This window comes from Nitratireductor sp. L15S-10 (assembly GCF_045011005.1).
Classification (GTDB): domain Bacteria; phylum Pseudomonadota; class Alphaproteobacteria; order Rhizobiales; family Rhizobiaceae; genus Nitratireductor.
This window is the reverse complement of the sequence record NZ_CP120674.1, coordinates 2073675-2090852: the sequence shown is the minus strand read 5'-3', so window position 1 is coordinate 2090852 and position 17178 is coordinate 2073675. Positions and strand designations below refer to the sequence as shown.

General features: G+C 58.2%; 17 protein-coding genes. 6 read left to right on the top strand and 11 right to left on the bottom strand.

The genetic code is table 11. From position 1 onward, the window contains the following. Positions 1-166 precede the first annotated feature (166 nt). Positions 167-583 carry a DUF4864 domain-containing protein gene (locus P2W41_RS10020; RefSeq protein WP_404933045.1) on the top strand — a complete coding sequence of 139 codons (417 nt, stop codon included), beginning with the start codon at positions 167-169 and terminating at the stop codon, positions 581-583. 35 nt (positions 584-618) lie between these two features. Here the strand turns inward: P2W41_RS10020 and P2W41_RS10015 are convergent, their stop codons facing one another. The 9 genes from P2W41_RS10015 to coaD all read right to left on the bottom strand — a co-directional run bounded on the left by P2W41_RS10015 (position 619) and on the right by coaD (position 8576). Then, on the bottom strand, positions 619-1347 hold the full coding sequence (locus tag P2W41_RS10015) for a proteasome-type protease (protein ID WP_292895713.1): 729 nt from the start codon (positions 1345-1347) through the stop codon (positions 619-621). Positions 1348-1382: 35 nt separating this feature from the next. Then, positions 1383-2177 (bottom strand): transglutaminase family protein, encoded by a 795-nt coding sequence (locus P2W41_RS10010; protein WP_292895715.1) that lies wholly within the window; start codon positions 2175-2177, stop codon positions 1383-1385. Between the two features lie 10 nt (positions 2178-2187). Beyond that, on the bottom strand, positions 2188-3129 hold the full coding sequence (locus tag P2W41_RS10005) for an alpha-E domain-containing protein (protein ID WP_404933044.1): 942 nt from the start codon (positions 3127-3129) through the stop codon (positions 2188-2190). Between the two features lie 11 nt (positions 3130-3140). Beyond that, the gene (locus P2W41_RS10000; protein WP_292895719.1) at positions 3141-4550 is read right to left on the bottom strand and encodes a circularly permuted type 2 ATP-grasp protein; all 1410 of its coding nucleotides are present in this window, start codon (positions 4548-4550) and stop codon (positions 3141-3143) included. A 151-nt stretch (positions 4551-4701) separates the two neighbouring features. Beyond that, the gene (gene tgt / locus P2W41_RS09995) at positions 4702-5832 is read right to left on the bottom strand and encodes a tRNA guanosine(34) transglycosylase Tgt (RefSeq protein WP_404933043.1); all 1131 of its coding nucleotides are present in this window, start codon (positions 5830-5832) and stop codon (positions 4702-4704) included. After that, entirely contained in the window at positions 5829-6905 is a 1077-nt protein-coding gene (queA, locus tag P2W41_RS09990) for a tRNA preQ1(34) S-adenosylmethionine ribosyltransferase-isomerase QueA (protein WP_404933042.1), read from the bottom strand. The genes tgt and queA overlap by 4 nt, the downstream gene beginning before the upstream one ends. A gap of 56 nt (positions 6906-6961) precedes the next feature. Further along, positions 6962-7438 (bottom strand): peptidylprolyl isomerase, encoded by a 477-nt coding sequence (locus P2W41_RS09985; protein WP_292895725.1) that lies wholly within the window; start codon positions 7436-7438, stop codon positions 6962-6964. A gap of 28 nt (positions 7439-7466) precedes the next feature. Further along, the gene (locus P2W41_RS09980; RefSeq protein ID WP_292900162.1) at positions 7467-7994 is read right to left on the bottom strand and encodes a peptidylprolyl isomerase; all 528 of its coding nucleotides are present in this window, start codon (positions 7992-7994) and stop codon (positions 7467-7469) included. 81 nt (positions 7995-8075) lie between these two features. After that, the gene (gene coaD, locus P2W41_RS09975) at positions 8076-8576 is read right to left on the bottom strand and encodes a pantetheine-phosphate adenylyltransferase (protein WP_292895727.1); all 501 of its coding nucleotides are present in this window, start codon (positions 8574-8576) and stop codon (positions 8076-8078) included. Between the two features lie 229 nt (positions 8577-8805). Between coaD and P2W41_RS09970 the strand changes: the two genes are divergently transcribed. Next, a complete protein-coding gene (locus P2W41_RS09970) occupies positions 8806-8940 on the top strand; it encodes a hypothetical protein (RefSeq protein WP_255663312.1) in 135 nt (44 codons plus the stop codon). Positions 8941-8986: 46 nt separating this feature from the next. Here the strand turns inward: P2W41_RS09970 and gyrA are convergent, their stop codons facing one another. Continuing rightward, positions 8987-11773, bottom strand: coding sequence for a DNA gyrase subunit A (gene gyrA / locus P2W41_RS09965; protein WP_292895729.1), 2787 nt, complete (start codon positions 11771-11773; stop codon positions 8987-8989). Positions 11774-12004: 231 nt separating this feature from the next. Between gyrA and P2W41_RS09960 the strand changes: the two genes are divergently transcribed. Together P2W41_RS09960 and lexA are read left to right on the top strand one after the other, a co-directional pair. Further along, the gene (locus P2W41_RS09960; RefSeq protein ID WP_292895731.1) at positions 12005-12637 is read left to right on the top strand and encodes a MarC family protein; all 633 of its coding nucleotides are present in this window, start codon (positions 12005-12007) and stop codon (positions 12635-12637) included. Positions 12638-12735: 98 nt separating this feature from the next. Further along, positions 12736-13455 (top strand): transcriptional repressor LexA, encoded by a 720-nt coding sequence (gene lexA, locus P2W41_RS09955; protein WP_292895733.1) that lies wholly within the window; start codon positions 12736-12738, stop codon positions 13453-13455. A gap of 108 nt (positions 13456-13563) precedes the next feature. Here the strand turns inward: lexA and P2W41_RS09950 are convergent, their stop codons facing one another. Continuing rightward, positions 13564-15069: an NAD(P)H-hydrate dehydratase gene (locus P2W41_RS09950; protein ID WP_404933041.1), complete on the bottom strand. Its 1506-nt coding sequence runs from the start codon at positions 15067-15069 to the stop codon at positions 13564-13566. A 281-nt stretch (positions 15070-15350) separates the two neighbouring features. Here P2W41_RS09950 and P2W41_RS09945 point away from each other — a divergent pair, with 281 nt between their 5' ends. Further along, positions 15351-15689, top strand: a complete 339-nt coding sequence (locus P2W41_RS09945; protein ID WP_292895737.1) for a P-II family nitrogen regulator — start codon at positions 15351-15353, stop codon at positions 15687-15689. Between the two features lie 72 nt (positions 15690-15761). After that, positions 15762-17171 (top strand): type I glutamate--ammonia ligase, encoded by a 1410-nt coding sequence (glnA, locus tag P2W41_RS09940; RefSeq protein WP_292895739.1) that lies wholly within the window; start codon positions 15762-15764, stop codon positions 17169-17171. Positions 17172-17178: the final 7 nt, after the last annotated feature.

The window sequence follows — 17178 nt, the reverse complement described above, 5'->3', positions numbered from 1 at the left end:
CAAGGTCTCTGCGACCCCAATCGCCCCCAAAACACATTGCAGTCATAGCGGCCGTCATCACGCGTGAAACCATTCCCGCGCGCACCTCGTGACTTCAAACCGGACTGAAATGCGGGACTGTCTCAATGAAAAAGTCGGTCACGCTCAGAAATGGGAGAACCGCAAAATGAAAAACTTTCTGCCGACCATCACGCTGACACTGCTTGCACCTGTTTTCGCTTTCGCAGGCGAAGCAGAAATCCGCGCGGCGCAATCCTCCATCAGAAACCAGATCGAAGCCTTTCGGGCCGGCGACGATGCGCGGGCCTACACCTATGCCGCACCGAATATCAGGGAGCTCTTTCCGACGGTCGACCGGTTCATGGAGATGGTCACACGTGGCTATCAACCGGTCTACCGTCCCCGCAGCTTCACTTTCGGCAAAGCGATCGAACCGGATGTAACAACCGTTGTCCAGCGCGTACTGACGACCGGCCCGAACGGCAAAAGCCATGAGGCAGTCTACACATTGAAACGACAGCCCGACGGCACCTATCGGATCTCAGCTGTCAGCTTGAGAGAGGCAGCAGACCTCGCGATCTGACGTGCGCAAAAACATGAGCCGGGTTGCCGGACACGTTAGCGCTTGAAATCAGGGAGACTCTTGAAAGCCCTCTTCAAAGCGTCGGACCAGCCCTCCGAGATTTCCCGCAGATAGGGATCGTCGGCTTCGATACGCTTTTCGTAGCCGATGCGGAATGTGTCGTTCTTATAGTATAAAAGATCGATTGGCAGGCCGACGGACAGGTTGGACTTCAGCGTGGAATCGAAGGAAACCAACAGGAGCTTCACCGTTTCCTCCAGGCTCATGGCCGGATCGAACGCACGCACCAGAATGGGTTTGCCATATTTGGTCTCGCCAATCTGGAAGAACGGCGTATCGGCGCTCACCTCGATGAAATTCCCCTCCGGGTAAATCAGGAACAGGCGCGGTGCCATGCCGCGGATCTGGCCGCCGAGGATGAAGGAAGCACCGAAAGCGTCAGCACTCTGTCCGACGGGCGCCGACTGACGGATAACTTCCTTAACCGTATCACCGACCAGACGGGCCGCCTGATACATGGACGGCGTTTCGATCATGGACGGGGTTCGTTCATCGGGCGCCTTGGTGCGCTCGTCGAGCAGGCTGACCACGGCCTGCGTGGTTGCCAGATTACCCGCCGAAAGCAGTACCAGAACGCGATCGTCCGGCTTTTGCCAGCAATGCATCTTGCGAAAGGTGGAAATGTTGTCCACGCCGGCATTCGTCCGCGTGTCCGACATGAACACCAGGCCATGCTGCGTTTTCAGCCCGACGCAATAGGTCATCTGGACCGTGCCTCATTCAGATTCGTTCAGAAAGACTACTGCTCCACCGTGATCTGAACCGCAAGCTCTTCCTGAGCCTGGCCGATCCGGATCCCCATCACAGGCATCGCATCGCGGTAGTCACGGCCCGTAGCAACGCGGACATAACGGTCGTCTGCCGAAATTCCGTTGGAGCAGTCAAAGGCCACCCACCCGAGCCCCTCTAGATGCGCCTCGGCCCAGGCGTGGCTCGCGGCCTGATCATCACTGTCATCCATCCGCAGATACCCGCTTACATACCGCGCCGGAAAGCCCATCAGTCGAGCAGACGTCAGAAAAATATGCGTATGATCCTGGCAGACACCTTCACCATTTTCGATTGCATCCTCCGCCGTGGTGGCTGCATCCGTCACCCCGACCCGATAGGCAACACGCTCGCGCACCTCACTCATAAGCGCGTGCAGACGTTCTACATCCGTGGCGCCTGTGATATCCCGCACGAGTGCTGATACGCCACGTCCAACTGTGCAAAGGGCGGTCTGCTGCTCAAATAGCCATAGCGGAGCGAGCCCCTGGTGTTTGCCCGTGACGCCTGCAGTGTCACGGGTTTCCACGACACCCGATGCTTCGAGCGTAATCGTGTTCTGCCCGCCTTCTATGCTCACCAGCCGCGTGTCATTCCCGAACCCGTCGATGAATTGCGCTTCCTGTGTTGCGCCTTCAGTATTCAGCGACCACTCGAGCACGTCCTGGGTCGGGCCACTTTGAGGGCACAACCGAAGGCGCTGCAACGCATAGGAAAGAGGCGCATCATAGCGATATTCTGTGCGGTGCGTGATTTTCAGACGCATCGGACTGCCCTCAGTAGAAGCGGAAATCTGTCGCGATCTGATTGCCCAAAGCGGCATTATCGCGGATGAAATCGCTCAGGAATTCGTGCAAGCCTTCATCGAATATATCCGAAACTGCGGCCGTTTTCAGTTTCTCGTACTTGGCATCAGCCATCTCGTTGCAACGTTGTCGCACACCATATTCATCTGCCAGATAGCCCAAAGAATCGCAGATTTGCCGGTAACAAAACGCCAGGGAGCGCGGCATACGCCGGTTCAATATCAGATAATCGGCGATGTTCGCCGGATTGAAATCGCCTTCATGGGTCCAGCGGTATGACCGCAAGGCAGAAACTGAACGCAAGATCGTTTGCCACTGGATGTTATCGAGTGGGGAACCGACCCAAGCAGCCGATGGCAGCAGCACATAGTATTTGACATCGAGTATGCGGGAAGTGTTGTCGGCGCGTTCGATCATCGTACCCATTTGCGCGAAATCGAAGATCTCGTTGCGCAACATGGTGCCCTGAAATGCACCGCGTATAAGTGCGGTTTCGCGTTTGACCGCATCGAGAACGGCAGGCAGGTCCTGCTCGTCCACTCGGCGCTTTAGCATGCGATGCATGGCCATCCACGCTTCGTTGACACTCTCCCAAGTTTCCCGCGTCAGTGCGGTTCTCACCATCCGTGCATTCATGCGCGCCGTATCCATGGAGGACAGTACGCTCGAAGGGTTCGCCGTGTCCCGGAGCAGGAAATTTGTAACCGTGGCCGTATCGAACGTATCATTGTCCTGTTCGAACAAATCACGCACACCAGCGCTCGTGAGAACCGAGGCCCATTCGTCGGATGAGGCGCTTGTCTGCGTCAACGCCAGCCTCAGCCCGGTGTCGACCAGACGCGCCATATTCTCCGCCCGCTCGATGTAACGGGCCATCCAGTAAAGACCGTTGGCTGAACGTCCAAGAAGCATGTCAACGCGCCCTAATCATCGAGAACCCAGGTATCCTTGGTGCCCCCCCCTTGCGAGGAGTTGACCACGAGTGATCCCTTCTTCAATGCCACTCTCGTAAGTCCACCCGGTACGATCCGTATGCGATCCGACACGAGGACGAAGGGACGCAGATCCACATGGCGTGGCGCCAGCCCCTTGCTGGTCAGGATTGGACAGGTGGAGAGCGACAGCGTCGGCTGGGCGATGTAGTTTTTCGGGCGGGCCTTCAGTTTCTTTGCAAAAGCCGTCCTCTCCTTCTTCGAGGCCGCCGGTCCCACGAGCATGCCGTAACCACCGGATCCGTGGACTTCCTTGACCACCAGTTCGTCAAGGTGCTCCAGAACATAAGCAAGGCTGTCCGGCTCTGAGCAGCGCCAGGTGGGCACATTGGGCAAAATCGCCTTGCGCCCCGTATAAAACTCCACAATATCGGGCATATAGGAATAGATCGCCTTGTCGTCGCATATCCCGGTCCCCGGAGCATTCGCAATGGTGATCTTGCCGGCGCGATAGACATCCATGATGCCCGGCACACCAAGGACCGAATCCGGCCGGAAGGTCAGCGGGTCGAGATAGTCGTCGTCAATCCTGCGATAGAGAACATCAATACGCCTGTAGCCCTGTGTGGTCCGCATGGCCACATGGCCGTCCACCACGCGGAGATCCGATCCCTCCACCAGTTCCACGCCCATCTGGTCGGCGAGGAAAGCGTGCTCGAAATAGGCTGAATTGAAGCTTCCGGGCGTCAGAACGGCAATGGTAGGCTTTCCATCGCAAAGTTCCGGCTTAACGCAGGCGAGAGAATCACGCAGGAGCTGCGGGTAGTTCTCAACCGGCCTCACCTTCACCTGCTGAAACAGCTCGGGAAAGAGCTGCATCATGGTCTCCCGGTTTTCCAGCATATAGGAGACCCCGGAAGGGGTGCGGGCATTGTCTTCCAGAACGAAGAAATCGTTTTCACCTGTGCGCACAATGTCGACACCGGTGATGTGGGTGTAGACCCCTCCAGGTGGTTTTACGCCGATCATTTCCGGCAAGAACGCCTCATTGCCGGAGATGATTTCGCGGGGTATGCGCCCCGCACGCAGAATTTCCTGTCGATGATAGATGTCTTCGAGAAACGCATTGAGCGCCTGAACACGCTGCTCGATACCCTGGACCAGCCGGCGCCATTCCTTGCCGGAAATTATGCGTGGAACAATGTCGAACGGGATCAGCCGCTCCGCCGCCTCCTGATCGCCATAAACTGCAAAGGTGATACCGGTTCTGCGGAAAACCCGTTCCGCGTCGCCCGCCTTCTGCTTCAGGCGTTTGGCATCCTGCCGGTCAAACCAGCTCTGGTAATCTTCGTAGGGATCTCGGGCCTGGCCCCCCAGGCGCATCTCGTCAAATGGCGTCAAGAAATGCTCCTCTCAGGAGTATTTCAGCGGGGAAGCCGGAAAAAAGCAAGTTGTTTCTAAATGTTACGACAGCGGGAGCAGAGAACGGAAGACAATGCCCAATTCATACGCTGCAAATGGCCAGTCCTGCTCATTATCTGAGCAAACCTGTTCAAAGCGGCGGAATATCGCCTTCCTCCCAGGCCGTGCGGATTTCCGCTGATCGCTTGGCAAAGCGACCGGTTTCGATGGCGTCGCGGATATCCTGCATGAGAGACTGGTAGTATGCGAGGTTGTTCCAGGTGAGCAACATGCCGGCAAGCGACTCTCCTGCTTTCACCAGATGATGAAGATAGGCACGCGAATAATCCCGCGCAGCCGGGCAAGCGCTCTCTTCATCCAGCGGACGCGTATCCTCGGCATGGCGGGCATTCTTGAGGTTGATCTTGCCGCGCCGTGTGTAGGCAAGTCCATGCCGCCCCGCACGGGTGGGCATCACGCAATCGAACATATCGATGCCGCGCGCAACCGATTTCAGGATATCGTCTGGGGTTCCAACGCCCATCAGATAGCGCGGTTTTTCGACCGGTAGAACCGGACAGGTGGCCTCGAGCATCTCGAGCATGACCGCCTGCGGTTCACCCACGGCCAGCCCGCCGACGGCATAGCCTTTCAGATCCATTGCAGCGAGAGCCCGCGCGGAACGCTCGCGCAAATGTGGTTTGTCTCCACCCTGGACGATGCCGAACATCGCTTTGCCAGATTGATTACCGAACGCCGACTTGCAGCGGTCCGCCCAGCGCAGCGACAGCTCCATGGCGCGTTCGATTTCGGCGTCTTCCGCCGGCAATGCAACACATTCATCGAGCTGCATCTGGATGTCTGAGCCGAGCAAGCCCTGAATCTCGATCGAGCGCTCGGGCGACATTTCAAACACCTGGCCATCCACATGCGAGCGGAAGGTAACGCCTTTTTCGGTGATTTTACGCAGGTCCGCCAACGACATGACCTGAAACCCGCCCGAATCCGTCAGGATGGGGAATGGCCAGCGCGCGAATTCGTGCAATCCACCAAGCCGCGCCATCCGCTCCGCACCCGGACGCAGCATAAGGTGGTACGTATTGCCGAGGATGATGTCCGCACCCAGGTCACGCACCTGATCCATATACATTGCCTTGACCGTGCCTGCGGTTCCCACCGGCATGAAAGCGGGGGTACGGATCGTACCGCGCGGCATGGAGATTTCGCCACGTCGGGCATCGCCATCCGTCGCCAGAAGGCGGAAGGTGAACTGGTCACTCACGACTGATCGTCCCTGAAAAGCAGGCTGGCATCACCATAGGAATAGAAGCGGTATTCATTGCGGATCGCATGATCATAGGCGCGCTTCATGGTCTCTGTTCCACAAAAGGCCGAAACGAGCATAAAAAGCGTCGAGCGCGGCAGATGAAAGTTCGTCATCAAGATATCAACCGTGCGGAAACGATATCCAGGCGTGATGAAGATGTCAGTCGCGCCTGACCATGCCTCAAGTGTCCCGGTGCGCTGTGACGCGCTTTCCAGGAGCCGCAACGAGGTGGTGCCTACCGAAACAATGCGCCCGCCCCGTTGCCGGACCGCCTTCAAGGCTTCCGCCGTCTCGGCATCCACCTCACCCCATTCGGAGTGCATCTTGTGGTCGTCCGTATCGTCAACCTTGACTGGGAGAAAGGTACCCGCTCCTACATGCAGGGTCACGAAATGGCGCTCGATCCCGGCTGTGTCCAGCTCCTGCATCAGTTCCGGGGTGAAATGGAGACCGGCCGTCGGTGCCGCAACCGCACCCTCTTCACGGGCATAAATCGTCTGGTAATCGACTTCGTCGCGCTCGTCCTCTGCGCGTTTGCCTGCGATATAGGGTGGCAGCGGCATGTAGCCCGCAGCCGCGATCGCCTCGTCCAGAACCGGACCTGAGAAATCAAACACGAGGAGCGCTTCGCCCCCTTCGCCCTTTTCCGTTACTGTCGCTTCAAGCGTACCGAGGAAACAGCTTTCACCATCATGGCCAAACTGGATGCGCTCGCCTGCGTTCACGCGCTTTGCCGGCTTCAGGAATGCGCGCCAGCGATCCGGCCCTTCACGCATATGCAGCGTTGCCTCGATGCGCGCCTCGGTCTCCCCTCGCCGGCGAACACCACTGAGGCGGGCGGGAATGACCTTTGTGTCATTGAAAACCAGCGCATCGCCGGGCTGAAGTATTTTGGGAAGCTCCCGGACCACGTGATCGCTCAGGGCCCCGCCCTCGACCTTCAGAAGCCGTGCGGAATCGCGCGGACTGGCAGGTCGCAGCGCAATCCGCTCCTCCGGCAGCTCGAAATCAAAGATGTCTACACGCATCGCAAACCGGCCGGCAAACAGGACCGGGCGACCTTTCCGCCGCCCGGTATAAAAACTCAGGCAACGTCCGCCGCGACCCGCATGGAGATGATGGAATCGGGCTCTGAGACCGGCTCGCCACGCTTGATCTTGTCGATGCTGTCCATGCCCTCGGTTACCTGCCCCCAGACAGAGTACTGCCGATCAAGCCAGGGTGCCTTGTCGAAGCAAATGAAGAACTGGGAGTTGGCGGAGTTCGGATTCTGCGACCGGGCCATCGAACAGGTACCGCGCTCATGGGCCATGTTTGAGAACTCGGCCTTGAGATCCGGCTTGTCAGATCCGCCCATGCCCGTGCCGGTCGGATCTCCTGTTTGCGCCATGAAACCATCGATGACGCGGTGGAAAACGATGCCATCGTAGAACTTGTCGCGCGTCAGTTCCTTGATGCGCTTCACATGTTCGGGAGCAACGTCCGGAAAGAGCTGGATGATGACCTTGCCCTTGGTCGTCTCCATCACGATGGTGTTTTCCGGATCCTTGATATCAGCCATTCTTAAACCTTTTCTATTGTCGATGCGCTTAATTCGCGTCGTCGCCTGCCATGCGTGCGCTCAGAATCCTGTCCGGGTTCTGCACCATACCGTTCTGCGCCGCGTCGCCCTTCTTGATCGCATCGACCAGTTCCATGCCCGATTCGACCTCACCGATCACCGTGTATTGTCCGTTCAGGTGCTCCGCAGGCGCAAACATAATGAAAAACTGAGAATTGGCGGAATTTGGATCCTGAGACCGCGCCATTCCGACGGTGCCGCGCGTGAATGCTGCCTCAGAGAACTCCGCCGGCAAATTTGGCTTGTCCGAACCACCGGTACCGACGAGCCGGGCATCAAAGCCGTCCTCGACATCGCCGTACTGAACATCACCCGTCTGCGCCATGAACCCGTCGATCACCCGATGGAAAGCGACATTGTCATAGGCCCCTTCCTCGACAAGGGCCTTGACCTGCTCAACGTGCTTCGGCGCAAGATCTGGCCGCAATGCGATGGTCACCTCACCGTTCCTGAGCTTTAAAATCATCGTATTCTCCGGCTCGGCGGCTGAAGCCATGCCGAGGCCGGCAATAAGGGCACCGACCACGAGCGCAGACGAAGCGAGCTTGCGAAGCTGCATAAAACTCTCCTTTTGGTTTCAGGCGGGGAATTTGGCCTTAAGCGCTGCCAGTACCACGGAAGGCACGAATGGCGCGATGTCTCCACCCATGGAAGCGATCTGACGGACAAGTGTGGCGGTAATGGTGCGCACGGACGGGCTGGCCGGCAAAAAAACCGTTTGCAGGTCCGGCGCCATGGTCTCGTTCATGCCGGCCATTTGCATCTCGTAGTCCAGATCCGTGCCGTCGCGCAGACCGCGGATCATGATCGAGGCACCCTGTGTGCGCGCGGCGTCGATCACCAGTTTGTCAAACGCCACGACCTCGATCCGCCCGGCGTCTTGACCCAATTCGGCCACCGCAGAACGCTCAATCAGCGAAACGCGCTCTTCGTAGCTGAAAAGCGGCTTTTTGCCCGGATGAACGCCGATCCCGACGACCACTTTGTCGGCCACAGTCAACGCACCCTTGAGCACATCGAGGTGGCCGTTTGTGAGAGGGTCGAATGACCCCGCATAGAAAGCTGTTCGCTCGGTCATGGCGTGCTTGTATCCATCTTAGCAGGCGTTGGCAATTCGCCAATCGCGCCTCTTGGGCTCGGGCCAGAACCGCTTCGGCGGAAAAAGATGAACCACGCCTGAACGCCTCATTCAACAGCGGTTTGAACCAAATCGGCTAGTCAGGTCACCAATGCCTGCAGGGGCGCCGCGTTGAAGAATGAAACCAAATCGCGGCTCTCTACGTTAATAGACCAAAAGGAGACAAGCCATGCTGATCTTTACGCTCGCTGCCGCAATGACCGTCGCGATGCTGATTGCCACCGTCGTCGGTCTCCATGAAGAAGCCAGCCGCATCAAGCTGGAGAATCGCGTCCGCAGCTCTGCCAACCGTCGCTTTCATTAAACCCGGAGCGAGGCGGTGAAAAAGTCTGAGTTGGTACCGCAGCCGATCACTCTGCAGCACCATCTCCCTGTTCCGTAACCACTTCGCTCTCTACGGCTTCATCGCCTGTTGAAATTTCATCTTCGGTCTGCGTGTCCGAAATGCGCTCTACCGAAACCACCTTCTCGTCCTTTGCGGTATTGAAGATGGTAACACCCTTTGTGGCTCGGCTGGCAATACGTATTCCGTTCACCGGAACCCGGATAACCTGCCCGGCATTGGAAACCAGCATGATCTGATCGTCCTCCTCCACCGGGAATGCGGCAACCAAGGGGCCGATTTCATCGGTTTTGCTGACATCCGTGGCTCGAATGCCCTTGCCGCCTCGACCGGTCACCCTGAAATCATAACTTGAAGAACGTTTTCCGTAACCGAATTCGCTGACGGTCAAAACCATCTGTTCGCGAGCTTTCAGTTCCTCATAGCGTTCGGGCGAAAGGCTCTCTTCCTCTCCCAGTTCCTCATTGGTGAGAGCAACTTCTTCCTCATCCCCGTTCGCCTGCCTGCGTTCTGCCGCTGCCTGCTTCAGATAGGCGGCACGTGCGGCAGGGCTTGCTTCGACGTGGGAAAGTATCGCCATGGAGATTACGCGGTCGCCCTCTGCCAGATTGATGCCGCGCACGCCGATCGAATTGCGGCCTGCAAAGACGCGCACATCCGAGACACAGAAGCGGATGCACTGGCCCGAAGCTGCGGTCAGCAACACGTCATCATCCTCTGTACAGGTGTAGACACCGAGGATCTCGTCATTTGGATCGTCCAGCTTCATCGCAATCTTGCCGTTGCGATTGACCTGTACGAAATCTGAAAGCTTGTTGCGGCGCACCGTTCCCCGGGTGGTGGCGAACATGACGTCAAGCGCGCCCCAGCTTTCCTCGTCTTCAGGCAGCGGCATGATCGTCGTGATGCTTTCGCCCTCCTCCAGCGGCAGCATGTTGCGCAGAAACTTGCCGACGGATTGCGGCGTTCCGACCGGGAGGCGCCAGACCTTTTCCTTATAGACGATACCGCGCGAGGAGAAGAACAGAATGGGTGTGTGCGTGTTGGCGACAAACAGCCGCGTGACGAAATCCTCGTCCTTGGTCGACATGCCCGAACGGCCCTTGCCGCCCCGCGCCTGCGCCCGGTAGATCGATAGAGGCACGCGCTTGATATAACCTTTGCGGGTGACGGTGACCACCATGTCCTCGCGCTGGATCAGGTCCTCATCGTCGAGGTCTGCTCCACCTTCGGTGATTTCGGTCCGGCGAGGTGTGCCGAATTCGTCCCGTACGGCAATGAGTTCGTCTTTGACGATCTGCTGAATACGGGCGCGCGATGCCAGAATTTCCAGGTAATCGCTGATTTCTGCACCGATCTGGTTCAACTCGTCGGCGATTTCATCGCGACCGAGTGCTGTCAACCGCTGCAGACGCAGTTCGAGGATCGCGCGGGCCTGCTCCTCGGAAAGATTGTAGGTGCCATCCTCGTTGATCCGATGCCGCGGATCGTCGATCAGAAGGATCAGGGCTTCCACGTCAGCCGCGGGCCAACGACGCTCCATCAATTGCTCGCGCGCCGTCTGCGGATCCGGCGCATGGCGGATAAGCTTGATCACCTCGTCGATATTGGCGACAGCGATGGCAAGACCGACCAGCACATGCGCGCGGTCGCGCGCCTTGCGCAGCAGGTATTTGGTGCGGCGGCTGACGACGTCTTCACGGAAATGGACAAAGGCCTTCAAGAGATCGAGCAGGTTCATCTGCTCAGGCTTACCGCCATTCAGCGCAACCATGTTCGCACCGAATGAAGTTTGCAGCGGCGTGAACCGATAAAGCTGGTTCAGCACGACATCGGCAACTGCATCGCGCTTCAACTCGACCACGACCCGATAGCCCTGGCGGTCGCTCTCGTCACGGATATCGGAGATACCCTCGATGCGCTTGTCGCGCACCAGTTCAGCCATCTTCTCGATCATCGAGGCCTTGTTGACCTGATAGGGTATTTCCGAGATCACGATGGCTTCACGATCGTTGCGCGCCGGCTCGATGGCCACCTTGCCGCGCATCATGATGGAGCCGCGGCCGGTTTCATAGGCACTGCGGATTCCGGACCGTCCGAGGATAAGGCCCCCGGTGGGGAAATCCGGCCCCGGAATCAGCTCCTGCAGTTCAGGCAGACTGATCGCCGGATTGTCGATCATGGCCACGCAGCCATTGATGACTTCCGACAGATTGTGCGGCGGAATGTTGGTCGCCATGCCAACCGCGATGCCACCGGAACCATTGACCAGAAGGTTCGGATAACGGGCCGGAAGCACTTTGGGTTCACTGCCGGACCCGTCATAGGTGTCCTGGAAGTCGACCGTCTCCTTGTCGATATCCTCGAGAAGCTCGTGGGCGCCCTTTGTCAACCGGGACTCGGTATAGCGCATCGCCGCCGGCGGATCGCCATCGATGGAACCGAAATTGCCCTGACCGTCGATCAGTGGCAGGCGCATGGACCAATGCTGCGCCATGCGCACAAGCGCATCGTAGATCGCCGCATCTCCGTGAGGATGGTATTTACCCATCACATCGGCGACAGGACGTGCCGACTTCACATATTTGCGGTTCCAGTGATAGCCGCTTTCGTGCGAGGCGTAGAGAATGCGCCGGTGCACCGGTTTCAAACCGTCGCGCACATCCGGGAGTGCGCGGCTCACGATGACGCTCATCGCGTAATCGAGATAGGAGCGCTGCATCTCCTCGATGATGGAAATCGGCTCGATATCGTCGGGCTCGCCCGGTCCGGTCGGCGTTGTCTGGTCAGTCAAATCGGATCACACACAAAATAAGGAATCACTGACTTCTTATATATGAAACGCCATTGATTCTCCAATCGGAGCAGAGATTGGCGCAAAGGAAATCCAACGCAATTTCAGATGCATATGGCAGGTCTGTGAATGGAGGCACCGACAAATCGCCGCAGTCAGGCGCCTGGAGGTGGCAATCAGGGCTTTTCCGAACCCTCCTGGCTGGGCTAGACAGTCACAAGGGAGGACCCCATGTCAGGTTACGAGACCCTGTTCAACGCGTTCGTCACATTGCTCGTGACCGTGGACCCACCAGGTCTTGCGCCACTCTTTCTTGCGCTGACGGTCGGCATGAACCGTTCAGAGCGCAATCAGGTCGCCGTCCGCGCCGCAATCATCGGCTTCGCCGTTCTTGCGCTCTTCGGCGTGGCTGGCAGCGCCATACTTTCCGTTTTCGGCATCACACTTCCGGCGTTCCGCGTGGCCGGCGGTCTGCTTCTCTTCTTCATAGCGTTCGAGATGATTTTTGAACGCCGCCAGGAGCGCCACGAAAAAAGCGCCGAACGCGCCATCACCCGGGACATGATCCGAAATATTGCGGCATTTCCGCTGGCAATCCCCCTGATCGCCGGCCCCGGAGCGATTTCTGCCACCGTGCTTCTCTCCGGATCCTTCAGCGGCCTCACCGGAACCGCTACATTGCTGGCAATTCTTCTCACTACGATCGCCATTACCTACGCTGTGTTCACACTTGCAGAGCGCGTGGACCGCTTCCTCGGCGAGACAGGACGATCGATCCTGACAAGACTTCTGGGCGTGATACTTGCAGCTCTGGCCGTGCAGTTCGTCGCGGACGGCGCAAAGGCCCTGTTCCATGCGCCATAACGCAAGAAATCGAAAGAAAATGCCGGGAGTTGCGGAACACAACTGGAACATATAGAGTATGTTCTGGTTTTGTTTTTAACTGATTCTCGGTGGCTACCATGCTGACCCGCAAGCAGCACGAACTTCTCCTGTTCATTCATGAGCGCTTGAAGGAGACCGGAATTCCACCATCCTTCGACGAAATGAAGGAGGCGCTGGACCTTGCGTCCAAGTCGGGCATCCACCGGTTGATCACCGCCCTGGAGGAACGCGGCTTTATCCGCCGGCTTCCCAATCGGGCCCGTGCGCTCGAGGTGTTGCGCCTGCCCGATTCGATTGCGCCGGGCCTGAATGCCGGCGCACGCAGGTTTTCGCCGAGCGTCATTGAAGGCAGCCTCGGCAAAGCGCCACCATCCCAGCCCAAGCCGGCAGCCAGCAATGACGACTCGCTTGCCGGTGTCGTTTCGGTGCCGGTCATGGGGCGCATCGCTGCGGGTGTTCCGATCGATGCCATCCAGCACCAGACCCATTCCATCGCCGTCCCTCCGGACATGCTGAGCGGTGGCGACCACTATGCGCTGGAGGTCAAGGGCGATTCGATGATCGAGGCAGGCATCTTCGACGGCGACACCGTCATCATCCGCGAAACCCAGACTGCCAACCCCGGCGAGATCGTGGTTGCCCTTGTGGATCAGGAAGAAGCAACCCTGAAGCGCTTTCGGCGCAAGGGAGCGTCGATCGCCCTTGAGGCTGCCAATCCGGCATATGAAACACGGATATTCGGTCCTGACCGGGTGAAGGTTCAAGGGCGTCTGGTTGGCTTGATGCGCCGTTATTGACCTGCGGCGGAGAGGCATTTTTCCTCTCGCACATGGCTTCCTGAAACGTGAGTGTGGCCTGAAACTTGAATGTGGAAGGAAGCCCGGGGTGTTGCCGATGCCTGCAGGTCAGGACGGGTTTTCTCGAAACAGTTCCTGCAACACATTCGGCAGCGTTTCAGGCAGGTCTTCGGCGATCAGACCGCGCCCGAATGACCGACCGCATTCTGCGTGAATCCAGACGCCCGCGCATGCCGCTTCAAAAGCCGGCATCGCTTGAGCCATAAGGCTTGCGATTATTCCCGACAGTACATCGCCCGATCCGGCCGTTGCCAAGTGTGGCGTGGCGTTGACATTGATCGCCGCTCGCCCGTCGGGTGCCGCCACAATCGTATCAGGTCCCTTGAGCACAAGGGTCGCCCCGGATCGCACGGCCGCCTCCCGTGTTCGCTGCAGTTTCGAAGTTTCTGTTCCGTCGTGAAGATCGGGAAAAAGCCGGACGAATTCTCCCTCATGCGGGGTGAGAACAACCTTGCCGGCGGAAGCCCTGATCATGCCAAAAAACACATCCTGCATGCCGCCAAAGGCCGTGAGTGCGTCGGCATCGAAGACCAGTCCGCTTGCGTCATTCGCCTTGTCGAGAAGAGCGCGTGCGAAACTGCGCGTTCGTCCCCCTGTGCCGGCGCCTGGCCCGAGAACGGTCCCGGTGGGTCCCCGGTCGACAAAAAAGGCCCGCAACTCGCTTACGGTGTCGGCTTTGCGCAGCATGATCGACGTCAAATGCATCGCATGAACCGAAAGCGCGTTGGCGGGCGAAAGAACCGTTACGGCCCCTGCCCCTGTGCGCGCCGCTGCCCGCGCAGCAAGTCGCGCCGCCCCTGTCGAGGTGGCCCCGCCAGAAATCACGGCCACATGACCGCGCGAATATTTGTGAGCGCTGACGCGAAGTTTCGGCAAGGCTTCCCGCCACAAAGCAGGCTGGTTTTCCCAAAGTGCCTGACCAACAGTATCAAGCGCGCTGTCTGCAATGCCTATATCCGCAACAACGAGATCACCGCACATTTGCCGCCCCGGCACGAGCAGATGTCCGGGCTTTTTGCGAAAGAAGGTGACGGTCAGATCCGCCGACAAGGCCGCGCCAAGTGGCTTTCCTGTCAATCCGCAAACACCTGAGGGCAGATCGATGGCGACCACAGCAAGCCCGCTGCTGCTTACCTTTCCGATGATCCCGGCCTCCATTTCTTCCAGGGGACGCGTCAGACCTGCGCCGAACAACGCATCCACCACAAGCCACCCTCGACTGGCTTCGAAAGCCGCCAATGGCTCCGGTTTAACCGGACAATCCATAAGTGCGATCGCGGCATCGCTGCCCGAGGCCGGTTCGGCGTTGGCAAAAACGCGAACGCTCAGGCCTCGTTCTGTCAGGAGGCGCGCAACGACATAGCCGTCACCCCCATTGTTACCCGGGCCGCACAGGACGAGAAAGCCCTCCGCATCAGCATGACGAGCAAGGATTTCATCCACCACCGCCGCCCCCGCATTCTTCATGAGGCCATATCCGTCAAGCGCCCCCGCAGCGATCGCAGCGCGATCCACCCTGCGCATCTCTTCAGGCGTTAAAATCTCTAATTGCATCACATATTGCCGCTTTCTTCAGCGCATTGCATATTTTTTAAGCAGCCGCCAAACTGTACAGCGCACCGCATGTGTCCCTTGATGTTTTTCAGAGGCACAGCACGCGATGTTTCGCTGCCCGAAAACCCGTGTGATTATGCCTTTCGGGAGGCACAATGCAGCGATTGGCACGGATCGTGCAAGGCTCTGATCGGAGTTGGCATGTTTCGTGCCTTATTCGAACCGGAACAACAAGGGGCACGGGCTCACCGTTCCTGAACTCATTTGGAGGCCACCGAGGCATGAAAAAGGTCGAAGCGATCATCAAACCCTTCAAGCTCGACGAAGTGAAGGAAGCCCTTCAGGAAATCGGTCTTCAGGGCATAACTGTGATCGAAGCGAAGGGGTTCGGGCGCCAGAAAGGGCACACCGAGCTCTATCGCGGGGCAGAATATGTCGTCGACTTTCTCCCGAAGGTGAAGATCGAAGTCGTCCTGGCGGACGAAACCGTGGATGCGGCAATCGAGGCGATCCGCAAGGCTGCCCAGACCGGTCGCATCGGCGACGGGAAGATTTTCGTGACCAACGTGGAAGAAGTCATCCGCATCCGTACCGGCGAGACCGGTGCCGACGCCGTTTGATCCGCAATCATTCTCTTTCCCGGAACACCTCCGGGATCATCAGGCAAGACCATCGCAAATAGGAAGGCGAATATGACCACTGCACAAGACATCATGAAGCAGATCAAGGAAAACGACGTGAAGTTTGTCGATCTGCGCTTCACGGATCCCAAAGGCAAGCTGCAGCACGTCACCATGGATGTCTCCGCCGTGGATGAGGACATGTTCGCCGACGGCGTTATGTTCGACGGCTCGTCCATCGCCGGCTGGAAAGCCATCAATGAGTCCGACATGGTATTGATGCCGGAAACCGATACGGCCCATATGGACCCGTTCTTCGCCCAGTCGACCATGGCGATCTTCTGCGACATCCTCGACCCGATTTCGGGTGAGGCCTACAACCGCGACCCACGCGGAACGGCGAAGAAGGCAGAGGCCTTCTTGAAGTCGGAGGGGCTTGGCGACACCGTTTACATCGGCCCGGAGCCGGAGTTTTTCATCTTCGACGATGTGAAGTACAAGGCCGATCCGTACAACACCGGCTTCAAGCTCGACTCGAGCGAACTGCCAAGCAACGACGATGCCGAGTATGAGACAGGCAATCTTGGCCATCGTCCGCGCGTCAAGGGTGGTTATTTCCCGGTTCCTCCAATCGACTCGGCTCAGGACATGCGCTCGGAGATGCTGACGGTTCTCTCCGAGATGGGCGTGATCGTCGAAAAGCATCATCACGAGGTCGGCGCTGCCCAGCATGAGCTGGGCATCAAGTTCGAGACGTTGCTGAAGAGCGCGGACAGCGTTCAGAAGTTCAAATATGGCGTCCATCAGGTTGCCAACGCCTACGGCAAAACAGCCACTTTTATGCCGAAGCCCATCTATGGCGACAACGGCTCGGGCATGCATGTGCACCAGTCGATCTGGAAGGAAGGCAAGCCGACCTTCGCTGGCAACGAATATGCAGGCCTGTCGGAAAACTGCCTGTTCTATATCGGCGGCATCATCAAGCACGCCAAGGCTATCAACGCTTTCACCAACCCGATCACCAACTCTTACAAGCGTCTGGTTCCGGGTTTTGAAGCCCCGGTCTTGCTCGCCTACTCGGCCCGCAACCGCTCCGCTTCATGCCGCATTCCGTTTGGATCCTCACCAAAAGCCAAGCGCGTCGAGGTCCGCTTCCCCGACCCGGGCGCAAACCCTTATCTCGCCTTTGCAGCCATGCTGATGGCCGGCATCGACGGCATCAAGAACAAGATCCATCCCGGCCAGGCCATGGACAAGGATCTCTATGACCTGCCGCCGAAGGAGTTGAAGAAGGTCCCGACCGTCTGTGGCTCGCTGCGCGAAGCGTTGATGAGCCTCGACAAGGACCGTGGCTTCCTGAAAGCAGGCGGTGTGTTCGACGACGATCAGATCGATGCCTATATCGAACTGAAGATGGCGGAAGTGTTGCGTTATGAGATGACGCCGCACCCGGTCGAGTTCGAGATGTATTACTCGGTCTAATCGCTCC